General features: G+C 27.5%; 16 protein-coding genes. All 16 read left to right on the top strand.

The genetic code is table 11. The features are described from left to right. Positions 1–22 precede the first annotated feature (22 nt). Genes CCANL266_RS05970 through CCANL266_RS05895 form a run of 16 tightly spaced genes read left to right on the top strand, consistent with a single transcriptional unit; the run spans position 23 to position 15,995 of the window. A complete protein-coding gene (locus CCANL266_RS05970; RefSeq protein ID WP_172232777.1) occupies positions 23–1,201 on the top strand; it encodes an alpha-2,3-sialyltransferase in 1,179 nt (392 codons plus the stop codon). A gap of 18 nt (positions 1,202–1,219) precedes the next feature. Beyond that, the gene (gene neuB, locus CCANL266_RS05965) at positions 1,220–2,260 is read left to right on the top strand and encodes an N-acetylneuraminate synthase (protein WP_172232774.1); all 1,041 of its coding nucleotides are present in this window, start codon (positions 1,220–1,222) and stop codon (positions 2,258–2,260) included. Beyond that, positions 2,257–3,375 (top strand): UDP-N-acetylglucosamine 2-epimerase, encoded by a 1,119-nt coding sequence (gene neuC / locus CCANL266_RS05960; RefSeq protein WP_172232771.1) that lies wholly within the window; start codon positions 2,257–2,259, stop codon positions 3,373–3,375. The genes neuB and neuC overlap by 4 nt, the downstream gene beginning before the upstream one ends. After that, a complete protein-coding gene (locus tag CCANL266_RS05955; protein WP_172232768.1) occupies positions 3,372–4,046 on the top strand; it encodes an acylneuraminate cytidylyltransferase family protein in 675 nt (224 codons plus the stop codon). The genes neuC and CCANL266_RS05955 overlap by 4 nt, the downstream gene beginning before the upstream one ends. Positions 4,047–4,095: 49 nt before the next feature. Continuing rightward, on the top strand, positions 4,096–4,575 hold the full coding sequence (gene aroQ / locus CCANL266_RS05950) for a type II 3-dehydroquinate dehydratase (protein WP_172232765.1): 480 nt from the start codon (positions 4,096–4,098) through the stop codon (positions 4,573–4,575). A gap of 3 nt (positions 4,576–4,578) precedes the next feature. Next, on the top strand, positions 4,579–5,058 hold the full coding sequence (gene folK, locus CCANL266_RS05945) for a 2-amino-4-hydroxy-6-hydroxymethyldihydropteridine diphosphokinase (RefSeq protein WP_172232762.1): 480 nt from the start codon (positions 4,579–4,581) through the stop codon (positions 5,056–5,058). An 8-nt stretch (positions 5,059–5,066) separates the two neighbouring features. Continuing rightward, positions 5,067–6,311 carry a flagellar biosynthesis GTPase FlhF gene (flhF, locus tag CCANL266_RS05940; protein ID WP_172232759.1) on the top strand — a complete coding sequence of 415 codons (1,245 nt, stop codon included), beginning with the start codon at positions 5,067–5,069 and terminating at the stop codon, positions 6,309–6,311. Then, positions 6,311–7,177 (top strand): P-loop NTPase, encoded by an 867-nt coding sequence (locus CCANL266_RS05935; RefSeq protein WP_172232756.1) that lies wholly within the window; start codon positions 6,311–6,313, stop codon positions 7,175–7,177. The genes flhF and CCANL266_RS05935 overlap by 1 nt, the downstream gene beginning before the upstream one ends. Then, positions 7,177–7,536, top strand: a complete 360-nt coding sequence (locus CCANL266_RS05930) for a hypothetical protein (RefSeq protein WP_172232753.1) — start codon at positions 7,177–7,179, stop codon at positions 7,534–7,536. Before CCANL266_RS05935 ends, CCANL266_RS05930 begins: the two co-directional genes overlap by 1 nt. Further along, complete coding sequence (locus tag CCANL266_RS05925) at positions 7,520–8,221, top strand: RNA polymerase sigma factor FliA (RefSeq protein WP_172232750.1); 702 nt, start codon at positions 7,520–7,522, stop codon at positions 8,219–8,221. The genes CCANL266_RS05930 and CCANL266_RS05925 overlap by 17 nt, the downstream gene beginning before the upstream one ends. Further along, positions 8,214–9,311, top strand: coding sequence for a flagellar motor switch protein FliM (gene fliM / locus CCANL266_RS05920; protein WP_172232748.1), 1,098 nt, complete (start codon positions 8,214–8,216; stop codon positions 9,309–9,311). The genes CCANL266_RS05925 and fliM overlap by 8 nt, the downstream gene beginning before the upstream one ends. Next, positions 9,277–10,107, top strand: coding sequence for a flagellar motor switch protein FliY (fliY, locus tag CCANL266_RS05915; protein WP_396021609.1), 831 nt, complete (start codon positions 9,277–9,279; stop codon positions 10,105–10,107). Before fliM ends, fliY begins: the two co-directional genes overlap by 35 nt. Next, positions 10,104–10,637, top strand: a complete 534-nt coding sequence (locus CCANL266_RS05910; protein WP_172232744.1) for an LOG family protein — start codon at positions 10,104–10,106, stop codon at positions 10,635–10,637. The genes fliY and CCANL266_RS05910 overlap by 4 nt, the downstream gene beginning before the upstream one ends. A gap of 35 nt (positions 10,638–10,672) precedes the next feature. After that, the gene (locus CCANL266_RS05905) at positions 10,673–13,018 is read left to right on the top strand and encodes a flagellin N-terminal helical domain-containing protein (RefSeq protein ID WP_172232742.1); all 2,346 of its coding nucleotides are present in this window, start codon (positions 10,673–10,675) and stop codon (positions 13,016–13,018) included. Further along, positions 13,018–15,171 (top strand): DNA translocase FtsK, encoded by a 2,154-nt coding sequence (locus CCANL266_RS05900; RefSeq protein ID WP_172232740.1) that lies wholly within the window; start codon positions 13,018–13,020, stop codon positions 15,169–15,171. The genes CCANL266_RS05905 and CCANL266_RS05900 overlap by 1 nt, the downstream gene beginning before the upstream one ends. Positions 15,172–15,173: 2 nt before the next feature. Beyond that, on the top strand, positions 15,174–15,995 hold the full coding sequence (locus tag CCANL266_RS05895; protein ID WP_172232738.1) for a hypothetical protein: 822 nt from the start codon (positions 15,174–15,176) through the stop codon (positions 15,993–15,995). The last annotated feature ends 124 nt before the right edge of the window (positions 15,996–16,119 follow it).

Below are 16,119 nucleotides of genomic sequence, written 5' to 3'. Positions count from 1 at the left end.
TTTTTAAATAGGATGTTTGTAGATGAGTAAAAATGTAATTATAGCAGGAAATGGACCAAGTTTAAAAAATATTAATTATAAAAGATTGCCTAAAGAATACGATGTTTTTAGGTGTAATCAGTTTTATTTTGAAGAAAAATATTATTTAGGTAAAAATATTAAAGCGGCATTTTTTAATCCTGGAATATTTTTAGAGCAATATTACACTTTAAGTGAAATTAAAAAAACATATAAAATAGAAAATATTTTTTGCTCAAGCTATAAAGTTCCTTACATTGATAATTACAGAATTTTAGATATTTTTAATGATTATTTTTGCGATGTAGTTTTAGCTCATAATTTTATAAATAAGTTAAAAAGCTTTAAGCAACTAATAAATTACAATGAAATATTTTTTAATAAAAGAATAACTTCTAGTGTTTATATGTGTGCAGTTGCCATTGCGTTAGGATATAAAAATATATATTTATGTGGTGTTGATTTTTATGAAGGTGATGAAAAATATGCTTTTAATCCAATAACTAATTCAATTAAAAGCTTTTTTCCTAATATTGATAAAGACTTTTCTCCAGGTAATTTTCACAGCAAAGAATATGATTTAGAGATTTTATCCTTTTTAGCTAAAGAATATAAAGTAAATATTTTTTCACTTTGTGATAATAGTGTTTTAAAAGAATATTTCCCTTTAGCAAATGAAAATGAAAGTAATTTTACACTTGTAAGTAAAGAAAATTCTCAAGATTTAATCTTGCCAGAAAAAACCCCAGCTATAAATAAATACAAAAGTATTTTAAATAGTTATGTAAAAGATAATAATGATAATATAAAATTTAATGAGATTTTAGAAAACTCAAGAAAAATTTTAGATTTAAATAAAGAAGAAATAAAAGATAACAAAGAACAAATAAATAAACTTCAAATCAAACAAGAAGAACTTAAAAATGAAATATTAAAAATAAAAAATGAAAATATAACACTACAAAATACAATTAAAAATCAAGAACAAACAATTTTAAATAAAGATAAAATAATTAAAAGCCAAGAAGATAAATTAAAATTAATTTTAAAAGAAAAAGAAGATTTAGAGCTTTACATAAAAGATAATGAAAAATTTATTACTATTGGCAAATTAGTTGAAAAAAACCCTTATTCTCATATTTTTAAGTATAAAAAATACATAAACAATGGGGGGGGGGTATGAGCAAAAAAAGGAGAATAAATGAAAGAAATAAAAATACAAAATATAATCATAAACGAAGAAAAAGCACCCTTAGTCGTGCCTGAAATAGGCATTAATCATAACGGCAGTTTAGAACTAGCTAAAATTATGGTAGATGCAGCCTTTAGCGCAGGTGCTAAGATTATAAAGCATCAAACCCACATTGTTGAAGATGAGATGAGCAAGGCCGCTAAAAAAGTAATTCCTGGCAATGCAAAAATAAGCATTTATGAGATTATGCAAAAATGCGCTTTGGATTATAAAGATGAACTAGCACTTAAAGAATACACAGAAAAATTAGGTCTTGTTTATCTTAGCACACCCTTTTCTCGTGCAGGTGCAAACCGCTTAGAAGATATGGGAGTTAGTGCTTTTAAGATTGGTTCAGGCGAGTGTAATAATTATCCGCTTATTAAACACATAGCAGCCTTTAAAAAGCCTATGATAGTTAGCACAGGAATGAATAGCATTGAAAGTATAAAACCAACTGTCAAAATCTTATTAGACAATGAAATTCCCTTTGTTTTAATGCACACGACCAATCTTTACCCAACCCCGCATAATCTTGTAAGATTAAACGCTATGCTTGAATTAAAAAAAGAATTTTCTTGCATGGTAGGCTTAAGCGACCACACAACAGATAATCTTGCATGTTTAGGTGCGGTTGCACTTGGTGCTTGTGTGCTTGAAAGACATTTTACTGATAGTATGCATAGAAGTGGCCCTGATATAGTTTGTTCTATGGATACAAAGGCTTTAAAAGAGCTAATTATGCAAAGTGAGCAAATGGCTATAATGAGAGGAAATAATGAAAGCAAAAAAGCAGCTAAGCAAGAACAAGTTACAATTGATTTTGCCTTTGCAAGCGTAGTTAGCATTAAAGATATTAAAAAAGGCGAAGTTTTATCTATGGACAATATTTGGGTTAAAAGACCTGGACTTGGTGGAATTAGTGCGGCTGAATTTGAAAATATTTTAGGCAAAAAAGCATTAAGAGATATAGAAAATGATACCCAGTTAAGCTATGAGGATTTTGCGTGAAAAAAATCCTTTTTATAACAGGTACTAGGGCTGATTATTCTAAGATTAAATCTTTAATGCACAGGGTGCAAAACTCAAGTGAATTTGAACTTTACATCTTTGCAACAGGAATGCACTTAAGCAAAAATTTTGGCTATACAGTTAAAGAGCTTTATAAAAATGGCTTTAAAAATATTTATGAATTTATAAATTATGATAAATATTATCAAACTAATAAGGCTTTAGCCACTACAATTGATGGATTTTCAAGGTATGTAAATGAGCTAAAACCTGATTTAATCGTAGTACATGGAGATAGAATTGAGCCTTTAGCAGCAGCTATTGTTGGGGCATTAAATAATATCTTAGTAGCGCATATTGAAGGCGGAGAGATTTCAGGAACTATTGACGATAGCTTACGCCACGCTATATCAAAACTAGCTCATATTCATTTAGTAAATGATGAGTTTGCAAAAAGGCGTTTAATGCAGCTTGGAGAAGATGAAAAATCTATTTTTATCATAGGTTCGCCTGATTTAGAACTTTTAAACGATAATAAAATTTCACTTAGCGAAGCAAAAAAATATTATGATATAAATTATGAAAACTATGCTTTGCTTATGTTTCATCCTGTTACAACTGAAATTACTAGCATTAAAAATCAAGCAGATAATTTAGTAAAAGCACTAATACAAAGTAACAAAAATTATATTGTTATTTATCCAAATAATGATTTAGGTTTTGAATTAATCTTGCAAAGCTATGAAGAGCTTAAAAATAACCCTAGATTTAAGCTTTTTCCATCGCTTAGATTTGAGTATTTTATAACTTTGTTAAAAAATGCTGATTTTATAATAGGTAATTCAAGTTGTATTTTAAAAGAGGCCTTATACTTAAAAACAGCAGGGATTTTAGTTGGCTCAAGGCAAAATGGAAGACTTGGCAATGAAAATACACTAAAAGTTAATGCAAATAGTGATGAAATACTAAAAGCTATTAACACCATTCATAAAAAACAAGATTTATTTAGCGCTAAGTTAGAGATTTTAGATAGCTCAAAATTATTTTTTGAATATTTACAAAGCGGAGAATTTTTTAAACTTAGCACACAAAAAGTTTTTAAGGATATAAAATGAGCTTAGCAATAATCCCTGCTCGTGGTGGCTCAAAGGGTATTAAAAATAAAAATTTGGTTTTATTAAACAATAAACCTTTAATTTATTACACCATTAAAGCTGCGCTAAATGCTAAAAGCATTAGTAAAGTCGTTGTAAGCAGTGATAGCGATGAAATTTTAAATTATGCAAAAAGCCAAAATGTTGATATTTTAAAACGCCCAATTAGCCTTGCACAAGATAATACCACAAGCGATAAAGTGCTGTTACATGCTCTAAAATTTTATAAAGATTATGAAGATGTAGTTTTTTTACAACCCACTTCGCCGCTAAGAACAAATATTCATATTGATGAGGCTTTTAATCTTTATAAAAATAGCAATGCAAATGCCCTAATTAGCGTAAGCGAATGTGATAATAAAATTCTAAAAGCCTTTGTTTGTAATGAATATGGCGATTTAACAGGGATTTGTAATGATGAATATCCTTTTATGCCAAGGCAAAAATTGCCTAAAACATATATGAGCAATGGTGCAATTTATATTTTAAAGATAAAAGAATTTTTAAACAATCCTAGTTTTTTGCAAAACAAAAGTAAGCATTTTTTAATGGATGAAAGTTCAAGTTTAGATATTGATTGTTTAGAGGATTTAAAAAAAGCTGAAAAATATATAATAAATCTAAGTATTTAAATATTTTTTTTATACTTAAAAAATTAATTTTTATTTAAAAGGATAAATTATGAAAGTAATGGTAATTCAAGGACCAAATTTAAATATGCTAGGTCAAAGAGACCCAAGAATTTATGGCACAATGACAATGGCACAAATTCACGAGCAAATGGGCTATGCTGCTAAAGAAAGCAATGTAGAAATTGAGTTTTTTCAAAGCAATTTTGAAGGCGAAATAATTGATAAAATTCAAGAATGTGTTGGCACTTGCAATGCGATTATTATTAATGCTGGTGGATATTCTCACACTTCACTTGCTATTGCTGATGCAATTAGTGCTGCTATGATGCCAGTAATTGAAGTGCATATTAGCAATATTTATGCAAGAGAAGAAATAAGACAAAAAAGTTTATTAAGTCCAGTTTGTGCAGGAACTATTACAGGTTTTGGACCTTTTGGATATCATTTAGCTTTATTAAGTGCAATTCAAATGATGCAACAACAAGCTGCTTTAGAACAAGCTGCAAAGGCAAATCAACAAGCAAAATAATTAATGTGCAATATTGATTTTAAAGAAGCAAAATGCTTAAAAAGGCAGAGATTTTTTCCTATTAAAAAAAAGAAAAATCCTGCTTATAAATATGAAGCTTTAATATCTTTAGGGGCAAATATTGCTCCTGAAGAATTTAGATTTAAGCAATTATTTAGAAAATTTTTAAGCGATAGAAGAATTAAAATAAATCAAAGTTCTTTTTTGCTAATTAACGAAGCCTTTGGTTATAAAGAACAAAAAGATTTTACAAACGCTTTAGTGTTTTTGCAAAGTTCTTTGCATGCTAGAGAATTGTTAAAACTTTTACAGCATTATGAAAATATTTTTAAAAGAAAAAGAACTTTTAAAAATGCACCAAGAACTTTAGATTTAGATATAATCTTTTTTAGCAAGAAAAGTTATAAAGATTCTAGATTATGTTTGCCTCATATTGGAGCTTATGATAGAACTTTTATAACTTTACTTTTAGGACTTATGTAAGGATAAAAATGGCTGATATTAAACATTATGTATTTAGATATAAACAAGGCGAAAATCATATTCAAAAAATTAGCGAACTTTATGGAAATGATGCACAGATTATTACAATTAGGCAAGTTGAAGGGAATTCTCCTAGCAAATTAGCAGAATACGAAGCTTTGGTTGCGGTTGAAGAATGTGATAATAAAAAAAAGCAAAGCCTAGCGCAAGATGAAGATGAAGCAGTAAGCATTAATTTTTCTCAAAAAGCGTTGGCAAATAATTATTTAAAATACGAAAATAAAGCCGAAGAAAATAAAGAAGAATTATTTCCTATTGCACATAAAATACAAGCAAATAAAGAATCAAATTCCATAAAATCTTTAGAAAAAAAGATAAAAATAATGGACGATAAAATTGAATACATAATGCATATGAAATGGAAGGAAATAAATAAAGATATTGAAATCCCGCCTGAATTTGCCATTATTTATAATAAAGCTTTAAAAAGCGATATGAAATATGAGCATTTAAAAGATATTATGCAAGCAACTTTTAAAAATATGCCAAAAGCTATGTATTCAAATAAAGAAGCTATTAATAGATATTTTTACACTATGCTAAAAACTATGATTCCTTGCAGAAACCAAATGCAGTTTAAAAAACAAAAAATAATGCTTTTAGTAGGTCCAACAGGGGTTGGAAAAACCACAACTGTAGCAAAATTAGCTTGGGACTATGCTTACTCAAAAGAACATAAAAGGTATAAAAGTGCTATTTTAACCTTAGATGATTTTAGAATAGGCGCAAAAGAACAGCTTTTACAATATGCTTCTATTTTAAAATTACCCTTTTTTGCTATTTCAGATAAAGAAGAGTTAGAAAAATCTTTAGAGCAATTAAAAGCTTATGAAGTAATCTTAATTGATAGTACAGGCAATTCTCAATATGATAAAGAAAAAATTGAAAAATTAAAGTCTTTTTTAAATATTAAAGAATATGAAATTGAGGTTAATTTAGTTTTAAATGCAGGAATGAAATATGAAGATATGCTTGAAACTTATGAAGCTTTTAATGTTTTAAACATAGAAACATTAATTTTTACAAAGCTAGATGAGACTAAGAATTTTGGTAATTTGTTTTCTTTAGTTTTTGATATTAAAAAGCCAGTTTCGTTTTTTTCAATTGGACAAAATGTACCAGAAGATATTTTAAATGCAAATTCAGATTATTTAGTAAAATGCCTACTTGATGGTTTTAAAAAGGAAAATTAATGCAAAATCAAGCAGATAAATTAGTAGAATTAATGCAACAAGAAAAAGTAAATAATAAAGAAAATAAGCATACAAAGGTAATAGCAATTACAAGCGGTAAAGGTGGGGTTGGTAAAAGTACAGTGAGTGCTAATATTGCTAATTTACTTGCAAAAAATAATTATAAAGTAGCCTTGTTTGATGCTGATATTGGCCTTGCTAACTTAGATGTGATTTTAAATGTAAAAATAGGCAAAAATCTTTTACATGTTTTAAAAGGAGAATGTTCTTTAAAAGATATTATTAAGGAAGTAAAAACAAATTTGTTATTAATTCCAGGAGATAGCGGTGGAGAGATACTAAAATTAGCAAATTCTAGCTATTTTGAAATGTTATTAAATGATTCTCAATTATTAAATGACTTAGATTTTTTAATAATTGATACAGGAGCAGGAATTAGTGAAACTACAATGCACTTTTTAAGTATTGCTGATGAGGTTGTTATTGTTACTACGCCTGATCCTGCTGCGATTACTGATGCTTATGCTACTATTAAGGTAAGTTCAAACAGTAGAAAAGATTTTTCAATGCTAATTAATATTGCAAAAAATGAAAAAGAAGCTTTGAATTTATACACAAATATAAGCAGAGTTGCAAATACAAATATAAAAACAAATCCTGAAATATCATATTTAGGATATTTACAAAGTTCGCAAAATATAATAGATTGCATTAAAAGTAGAGAACTATTTACTGATAAAATAAGCTCTGATACAAGAAATTTAAAGAATGCTTTAAACACCTTGCTTGCAAAAATGGAACGAAATGTGCTTTCATCTGAAAGTAATATTACTAACTTTTTTAAAAGATTAATGGATAGGTTTTAATGAGGGCTGATAATTTTATATATTTTTTTACTGTGTGTGGATTTTTTTTAGGGCTTATTGCAGCGATAGTTAAATTTGATGACCCTTTTTTAATGCTTGCAACAAGTATTTTTACCACCTTTGTGTTTTATGTATTTATTCATATTGTAATTATAAATTACATAGACCCAAATAAATTAGGTGTAAAAAATTTTAATAAAAAAGATTTTGAAGAAAATACAAATTCATTAATCGTAGAATTAGAAAATAGAGAAGGTAAAATTGAGCGTTTAATTAAAAATGTTGATTATGAATTAGCACAAATTAAGCTTTTAAACGAAGAAAATAAAGCAAGAGGGCAAAATGCAAAGACCATTTAATGCTTATATAAATAATTTAAAACACGAGCAAGATGAATTAGCTTTACAGTATATTCCTGCTTTAAGGGCTATGGCTTTTAGACTTAAAGAAAGATTACCAGCTAGTGTAGATGTAAATGATTTAATAAGTATTGCAACAGAAGAATTAATAAAACTCGCAAGAAAATATGATAAAGAGCAAAATACTAATTTTTGGGGCTATGCAAAAAAAAGAGTTAATGGAGCTATGCTTGATTATTTAAGAAGCCTTGATACGATGAGTAGACAAAATAGAAAGATAATTAAAGATATTCAAATTGTAGTAGATGAATATATAAATGAATTTGATGAAGAGCCAAGCGATGAATTTATAGCACAAAAATTAGAAATTGAAGTTGAAAAAATAAAAGAAGCAAGGTTGTCTTATCATATTGATACTCTTATGCCACTTGATGATAGGCTTAGTGATTACTCAAATGAAGATGAGAATGTAATTGAGAAATTAGATAAACAAATAATGCTAGAAAAAATTACATCATATTTAGAAAAATTAGACAAAAGAGAGCAAATGATAATCCAGCTTTATTTCTTTGAAGAGTTAAGTCTTAAAGAAATTAGTGAAATTTTAAATATTTCACAATCAAGAATTTGTCAAATACAAAGTAGAATTCTTAATGCACTTAAAAAAGAGTTAAGCAATGGCTGATATTTTATCTCAAGAAGAAATTGATGCGCTTTTAAATTCAGTTGATTCTCAAACACCAACACCAGAAACAAATAAAAAAGAACAAGAAGACAGGCAAATAATAATTTATGATTTTAAAAGACCAAACCGTGTAAGCAAAGAGCAATTAAGAGCAGTAAAAGGCATACACGATAAATTAGCAAGAGGCTTAGCAACGCAGATTTCACAAATGATGAGGTCTATGGTTGAGATTAAGCTTCATTCGGTTGACCAGATGACTTATGGCGAGTTTTTGATGTCTTTGCCAAATCCAACTAGTTTTAATGTTTTTTCAATTAAACCGCTTGATGGTACTTGTGTTTTAGAGATTAATCCTAGCATAGCCTTTCCTATGATAGATAAAATTTTAGGCGGGGTTGGAGATAGTATTGAAAAAAATAGAGAATTAACAGATATAGAAATTAATCTTCTTGATAGTATTTTAAGAATTATGATGCAAAAATTAAAAGAAAGCTGGGTGGTAATTACTGATATGTATCCTAGCGTAGAAGCTAAAGAAAGTAGCCCAAGTGTTGTGCAAATAGTTTCACAAAATGAAATTGTAATAATGGTTGTAATGGAGCTAACTATTGGTGCAAATAGCGGTATGATAAATATTTGTTATCCTGTAATTTATCTTGAGCCTATTTTAGGAAGACTTGCTAATCGTGATGTTATGCTTGGTGAAACAAGTGCTAAAAAAAGTCGTAATAAAGAAATTAAAACCTTAGTTGGTCGTGCTGATATGATTTATGATGTGATTTTAGGCAAGACAGAAATAAGTGTAGGTGATTTTTTAAATTTAGAAAAAGGAAATATTATTAAACTAGACAAACACGCTGATGATAAGGCTATTGTTAGTGTTGATGGAAAAGATGTTTTTTTAGCTCAATTTGGTGTTTATAGATTTAGAAAATCAATTAAAATTTTAGAGTTAATTAAAACAGATAAAGATGAAGTAAAAGCAGTTTTAGAAGAATACGAGATTGAAAGAAAAACTAAAGCAGGTGCATTTGATAATATCCAAGAAATAAATAATGAAGCAAATGAAGGAAATGAAGATGTTAAATGATTTTTTACAACTATTTACAAATGAGTGTAAAGCTACTATACAAGGGCTAACAGGCAAGGATTTAAACTTTACTGAATATAGTGAATTTGATATTAAAAATAATACATTAAAAACTCCTATTGTTCAAAGTGTTTTTGAAAGCGATAAGGGTGCGTTTGCTTTTTTTTCAAGCCCTGTTTTAATGAGTGCTATTTCTGAATGGATGATGGGTGAAGAAGAAATTAGCAAAAATGAGAATTTAGGAGCTGATGAAATTGATGCTAGTAAAGAAGCAATAAACAATATCTTTTCAGCTTTAAGCACAGCACTTAATGCACAAAAAGATTTACCTAAATTTAATTTCTCTTTGCAAAGTTGCGATTTTGTTAAAGACAATTTAAACTTAAATGGGCTTTATAAAATATATTTTTTCAATGTAAGTGTAAATGATTTAAATGAGCAAATTTCTTTAGCTATTAGTCAAGATGTGTATAAATTGCTTAATGTTAATAATCAAGTAGAAGAAGAAAAAGTTGTAGCAGCACCAGAAATAGATTTAAAAAATATAGGGCTTTTAATGGATGTAAGACTGCCAATTAGAGTTAGAATTGGTAGCAAAAAAATGCTTTTAAAAGATGTTTTAACAATGGATATTGGTTCAGTTATTGAGCTTAATCAATTAGCAAATGACCCACTTGAAATTCTAGTTGGAGATAAACCTTTTGCGCTTGGAGAAGTGGTTATTGTAGATGGTAATTTTGGAGTGCAAATTACAGAAATTGGTAATAAAAAAGAAAGGCTTGAGAGTTTAAGATGAGTAAAATTATAAGCGTTTTTGGTTCAGCAAGACTTAGCGAAGATAGTGTTTATTATAAAGAATGTTTTTCATTATGCGATAAATTAGCAAAATTAGGATATGGCATAAAAACAGGCGGCGGCGGCGGTATAATGCAAGCTGCAAATAAGGCTGCTTATTTAAATAATGTTGAGAGCATTGGCATTAACATTAAATTACCGCATGAGCAAAAACTTAATGAATATTGCACAAAATCATATTTATTTACTGATTTATCTTTAAGAAAACAAGAATTGTTAAAAGATGTACAAGCAGTTATTGTTTGTGCTGGTGGATACGGTACTCTTGATGAATTATTTGAGATTTTAACATTAAGTCAAACTAAACTAAAAACTATGAAAATAATTTTATTTAATAAAGAATTTTTTTCTCCATTAATAGATTTTTTTAAAAATACCTTACTTAAACATAATTTAATAGATAACGAAAGTTTAAAAATATTTACTTTATGTGATAATGAAGAAGAAGTGCTTAAGTATTTACACTTATAAACGATATAGATAAAAAATATTTTTAAGGACAATTTATGAGAATAACAAGCTCTTATATTTATCAAAAAAACTTAAGTGATTATCAATCAAAAATGTATGCTTATTCTAAGATAAACGAACAATTAGGAAGTGGGCTTAAAATAGGGCAATCGTATGATGATGCTGGGATTTATTCAGAGCATATTAGGCTTGATTATGAGCTTTCAACCTTTGATCAGATTATTCAAGCAGGAGAATCAGCAGTAAGTTTTACTAAAAACTCAGATAATGCTGTTAAACAAATTAAAGATGCGCTTGTTAGTTTTAAAAATAAATTAATTCAATCAGCAAATGAAATACATTCTGATACTTCTTTAAATGCACTTGCAAACGACCTTGAAAAACTTAAAGAGCATATAGTAAATCTTACAAATACTAGTATTAACGGACAATATTTATTTTCAGGAACTAGCATTAACACAAAGCCTTTTGATTACAATGGTAATTATTATGGAAATGATGAAAATATGAAGGTTTTATTAGGCTCAAATGTTTATACTCCTTATAATGTTTCAGGCAGTGAGTTAATTAAAGCAACTGATAATGATTATAAAAAAATAGTTACAACAAATGTGCGTTTAGTAGATAAAAGATACGATATTACAAAACCAGAGCAAGTTCATTACATTACATCAGATAACAAAATTCAAGATTTAGTCGGTAAAAATTATCTAAAAAAAGAGTCAAAAGATGAACTAAATGTAAATGACCATTTTTTAATAAACGACGGAGCAAAATTTCCTGATACTTATTTTTATGTAAATGGAACTAAGGGTAATGGAGAAAGTTTTAAAGCAAAATTTCAAATGAAAGCAACAGAAAGTGTTGGAAGTTTGCTTGATAAAATAGGCGAACTTTACGGAAATACGAAAGAAAATACCCTTGTAAAAGTAGAGCTTACAAAAACAGGAAATATTGAAATAACAGACCTTAAAAATCCAAATTCTACCCTTAATTTTTCTATGTTTGCAGCTACAAACAAGGCTGATAGTATTGAAGAAATTTATCCTGATAAAGCAGCACAGACCGATGCTGAAATAGAAGATATTAAAAATAAAGCAGAAGGTGGTGCAGAAAATACACCAATGGTAAATTTAAAACCAGCTATTAAGAAAAATTATGCCGATGTTAGCTCTTTAGCTGATTTAAGAGCAGCACAGATTAAAGATAATGTGGATATTTTAGAATTTACAAACAATGGTAATATAGATACCTCATTTAACACAGATGGAATTGATTATGCTAGGTCTTTATTTAATAAAAAAGACAATATTTTAAGCTCAAATATTAGACAATATGATGCAAATAATAATCTTGCTACAGATTCAACAAGATTATCAGAAAGCGCATTAAGTGCTTTAAAATACCACGATGATGGAAACGCAGATACAAACAGTGTATTAAAAATTGATATTACTTCAAGAAGTAAAACAAGATATAATCTTGAATTTGATATTACAAAGGGTGAAGTTCGTGCAAGTTTTACAAAAAACGGACAAGCACAAAATATAACATTACCTATTGTAAATTCAAGATATGATGAGGCTTTACATAAAGATGAAAGCACAAAAACAGATAATATTGATATAACTTATAAACAATTATCCGATGTAATAGCACTTTTTGCAAGTGATAATGTACCTACAAAAAGTTATGAGTTGCAAGATAAATATCCAAACCAAGTAAATTCTCCAAAGATTTTAAGCGATGATGATAATAAAGAATACCAACAATTGCTTCAAAACGCTAAAAACACTTTAAAAGTAGGCTTAAACAATGAAGGTAAATTGCAAATTATTGACAAAGCAAGTACAAATACTCCAATTGATATTGCAATTTATGATAAAAATGCTATGAGCGAAAATGAATTTGATTTTGGAACTGATGCTGATGGTAATAAAATAAGCACAGGGGTAAAAAAAGGAAATATTTTCAATTTTAATACAAATTCAAGCTTGATTGTAGATGAAAATCATGTTGATATTATAAAAGATTTACAAACTATGATTGACGCAGTTAGAAATGGTAATTATAGAGCAGATAATAACAATCCTGATTATTTGAAAAATCCAGGAATTCAAGCAGCATTAACAAGAATTGACCATTTATTTGACCATGTAAATAAGGTTCATACAAAAATAGGTGCAACTCAAACAAGTATTGAAGCAAACAATGAAAGAGCAACAGCAATGCATTTAAATATTGAGATTGTAAAATCAAGCGTATCCGATGCTGACCCTGCACTTGCAGTAATTGGAATTCAAGAAATTATGCAAACTTTACAATCAACAATGTATGTAACATCTCAAATTCAAAAATTAAGTTTATTAAGTTATATGTAATGAAAAAAAATTTACTTTTTATTTTTATTAATTTTTTACTTTTTTATTTATCTTTGTCCTTGTTTTTACATGATAAACAAGGACTTTTACTACCTGCTTTTTATATAAACAAATTCTTAAAATATTTAATTGGAGACTTAAGATATTTAGTATTTTTATTATTTTTTGTAAATCTTTTTATTTATGAAAAAGGTTTTAAGGATATTGCAAAATATAAGTTTAATATTTTATTGTTCTTTTTAGCTTTTATTTTGCCTTTTTCATACTTTTTTTCTTTTGGAATTTTATCTGTAGTTAAAGATTTTAGCTTTTTAGTAATTTGCTTAATTTTGCTAATTTTACTTTATATAAATTATAATTATATTTATAATTTATTTAATAAAAAAGCACAGAAAAAAAACTTAGATAGTAAAGAAGAAAATGTAAAAGTTGTTAAAGAAGATAAAGTAGAAAGAAAAATAGAAAGTGAAAAAATAGAAAAAGAAGATGAAAGTAAAATATTAAATTCTTTAGATGATGAAAAAATAAAGATTATAAATGTTAATAAAATTTTACAAGATGAAGAAGAAAAAGAAAAACAAATAGAGCTAAAAAAAGAAGAAATAAAAGTAGAAAAACTTGAAAAAATAGAAAGCATAAAACCAGAAAAAGAAATATCATCTCAAGGTAAAAAGGTACAAATTCTTAGCGAATTAGAAGAAAACAAGGCTATTTTAAACGAGCTTGAACTTGGTGTAAATGAAAAACCAAAAGACTTTGTTTTGCCAAGCATAGATTTATTAAGCAAAGATTTAAGCGACGAGATTGTAATAAATGAAGATGAAATTGACCAAAAAATATCAGAACTTTTAGCAAAACTTAGAAATTTTAAAATAGTTGGTGATGTGGAAAAAACATATTCAGGACCTGTTGTAACTACTTTTGAGTTTAAACCTGCAGCTGATGTTAAGCTTAGTAAAATCTCAAGCTTAAGCGATGATTTAGCAATGGCTTTAAAAGCCACAAGTATTAGAATTCAAGCACCAATTCCAGGTAAAGATGTTGTTGGTATTGAAATCCCTAATCAAAAAACACAAACAATTTATATTAGCTCAATTTTTAGCGATAGTTTATTTATTAATTCTAAAAGCAAATTAACCCTTGCTTTAGGTAAGGATATTGTTGGAAATACTTTTATAACCGACCTTAAAAAATTACCGCATTTATTAATAGCAGGAACAACTGGTAGCGGTAAGAGTGTTGGTATTAATGCTATGATTTTATCTTTGTTATTTAAAAACACTCCAAGAACACTAAGATTGCTTATGATAGACCCTAAGATGCTTGAATTTTCAATGTATAATGATATTCCACACTTATTAACCCCTGTGATTACAAAGGCTGAAAAAGCCACAATCGCATTAAGAAATATGGTAAATGAAATGGAAAGACGCTATACATTAATGTCTGCTATGCAAACAAAGGATATTGAAACATATAATCAAAAGGCTAGCAAGCTTGGCGCTGAAAATTTTGCTTATATTGTAATTATTATTGATGAGTTAGCGGATTTAATGATGACTTGCGGAAAAGAAGTAGAATTATACATAGCAAGACTTGCACAAATGGCAAGAGCATGTGGTATTCATTTAATCGTGGCTACGCAAAGACCAAGTGTAGATGTTATTACTGGTTTAATTAAGGCTAATTTACCATCTCGTTTATCTTATAAAGTTAGTACGCAGACTGATAGTAAGGTTATTTTAGATACCAAAGGGGCTGAAAGTTTGCTTGGAAGAGGAGATTGCTTATTTACTCCACCAGGAACAAGCTCTATTATAAGATTACACGCACCTTTTGCAAGTGAAGAAGATATTTTAAGAGTGGTTGAGCATTTAAAGCAGCAAGAAGCAGTTGAATATGATGATAGTATTTTGCAAGATAGTACGACTTTTACATCTACAAAAGCACAAAGCGATAATCAAGAAAAAGATGAACTTTACGATGAAGCCTTAAAGCTTATGCTTGAAGATGATAAAACAAGTATTTCTTATTTGCAAAGAAGACTAAGCATAGGTTACAATAGAGCAGCAAATATAATAGAACAAGCAGAAGCAAACGGCTTTTTAAGTGCGCCTAATGCAAAGGGAATTAGAACAATTATTAAGGAGTAAGTATGAAAAAATTATTAATTTTTATTTTAAGCTTAAATGTATATGCAAATAGTCTTTATTTAATAAACAAAATTAATCAAGATGATATTTACGATAAACTAGGTTGCACGCTAGGAGAAAATATTGATACTGTAAATGTATGGACAAGGTACAATTATAAAAGTTTAGAGGCAAAAAATAGTTTTAAAAAATTCCAAGCTGGTTTTGATAATTTTAATGAAAGTTATTTTTTTAATACTGAAGCAAAATTTGGAGCTTATGCTGATTTTGTAAAATTAAAAAATGATGATTTTAATGTACAACTTAATGAATTTGCTTTGTATTCAATTTTAGGAGAGCAAATACATTTTGAAAATACAATTAAATTGCAACAATACAAAATAAATAATAAAAATAAAATTTCTTACGCTTACAATGGCACATTAAGTGTTGATTTTTTCAATGAAGAACATAAGCATTTATTAAGTCCAAGCCTTGCATTATCTTATGTAAAACTTCCTTCTTTTAGCATAAATAATATTAGACAAGAAGGTCAAAATTTATTTTTTGCTTTGTTGAAACTAAAATATGCTTATATTGTAAATGAAGATTTTTTACTTAATGTGGCTTTAATTAGTAATAGTGATTTAAATAAAGTAAAAAGTTATTATATTGATAATATAAAACACAGTCTTAAGCAAGATTCATCAACAATTGTTAATTTTGGTTTAGCGTATAGAATTAATAATGATTTAAAAGTAAATATTGATTATGAAAGAAGTTTAAATTCACAGATAAAAACTAAACATTCTTTAAATATAGTTTTTAGATATAGTATTTATTAATTGTTATTTTTTATTAATATATATAAAATTTATTATAAAGTTCTATTTGCTAATGTTTTAAATAATTTTATTTAAAAAATATTTTAGTTTAAAATTATACAATTTTTACTTTAAATTATCTTTT

It is taken from the genome of Campylobacter canadensis (assembly GCF_013177655.1).
Lineage (GTDB): Bacteria > Campylobacterota > Campylobacteria > Campylobacterales > Campylobacteraceae > Campylobacter_E > Campylobacter_E canadensis.
Note: the sequence above shows the minus strand (reverse complement) of the source record. Positions and strands in the feature narration are given on the sequence as shown.

Coding starts and splice junctions, on each gene's coding strand:
- CCANL266_RS05970 (WP_172232777.1), top strand. CDS start 23: ATGAGTAAAAATGTAATTATAGCAGGAAATGGACCAAGTTTAAAAAAT.
- neuB (WP_172232774.1), top strand. CDS start 1,220: ATGAAAGAAATAAAAATACAAAATATAATCATAAACGAAGAAAAAGCA.
- CCANL266_RS05955 (WP_172232768.1), top strand. CDS start 3,372: ATGAGCTTAGCAATAATCCCTGCTCGTGGTGGCTCAAAGGGTATTAAA.
- aroQ (WP_172232765.1), top strand. CDS start 4,096: ATGAAAGTAATGGTAATTCAAGGACCAAATTTAAATATGCTAGGTCAA.
- folK (WP_172232762.1), top strand. CDS start 4,579: ATGTGCAATATTGATTTTAAAGAAGCAAAATGCTTAAAAAGGCAGAGA.
- flhF (WP_172232759.1), top strand. CDS start 5,067: ATGGCTGATATTAAACATTATGTATTTAGATATAAACAAGGCGAAAAT.
- CCANL266_RS05935 (WP_172232756.1), top strand. CDS start 6,311: ATGCAAAATCAAGCAGATAAATTAGTAGAATTAATGCAACAAGAAAAA.
- CCANL266_RS05930 (WP_172232753.1), top strand. CDS start 7,177: ATGAGGGCTGATAATTTTATATATTTTTTTACTGTGTGTGGATTTTTT.
- CCANL266_RS05925 (WP_172232750.1), top strand. CDS start 7,520: ATGCAAAGACCATTTAATGCTTATATAAATAATTTAAAACACGAGCAA.
- fliM (WP_172232748.1), top strand. CDS start 8,214: ATGGCTGATATTTTATCTCAAGAAGAAATTGATGCGCTTTTAAATTCA.
- fliY (WP_396021609.1), top strand. CDS start 9,277: ATGAAGCAAATGAAGGAAATGAAGATGTTAAATGATTTTTTACAACTA.
- CCANL266_RS05910 (WP_172232744.1), top strand. CDS start 10,104: ATGAGTAAAATTATAAGCGTTTTTGGTTCAGCAAGACTTAGCGAAGAT.
- CCANL266_RS05905 (WP_172232742.1), top strand. CDS start 10,673: ATGAGAATAACAAGCTCTTATATTTATCAAAAAAACTTAAGTGATTAT.
- CCANL266_RS05900 (WP_172232740.1), top strand. CDS start 13,018: ATGAAAAAAAATTTACTTTTTATTTTTATTAATTTTTTACTTTTTTAT.
- CCANL266_RS05895 (WP_172232738.1), top strand. CDS start 15,174: ATGAAAAAATTATTAATTTTTATTTTAAGCTTAAATGTATATGCAAAT.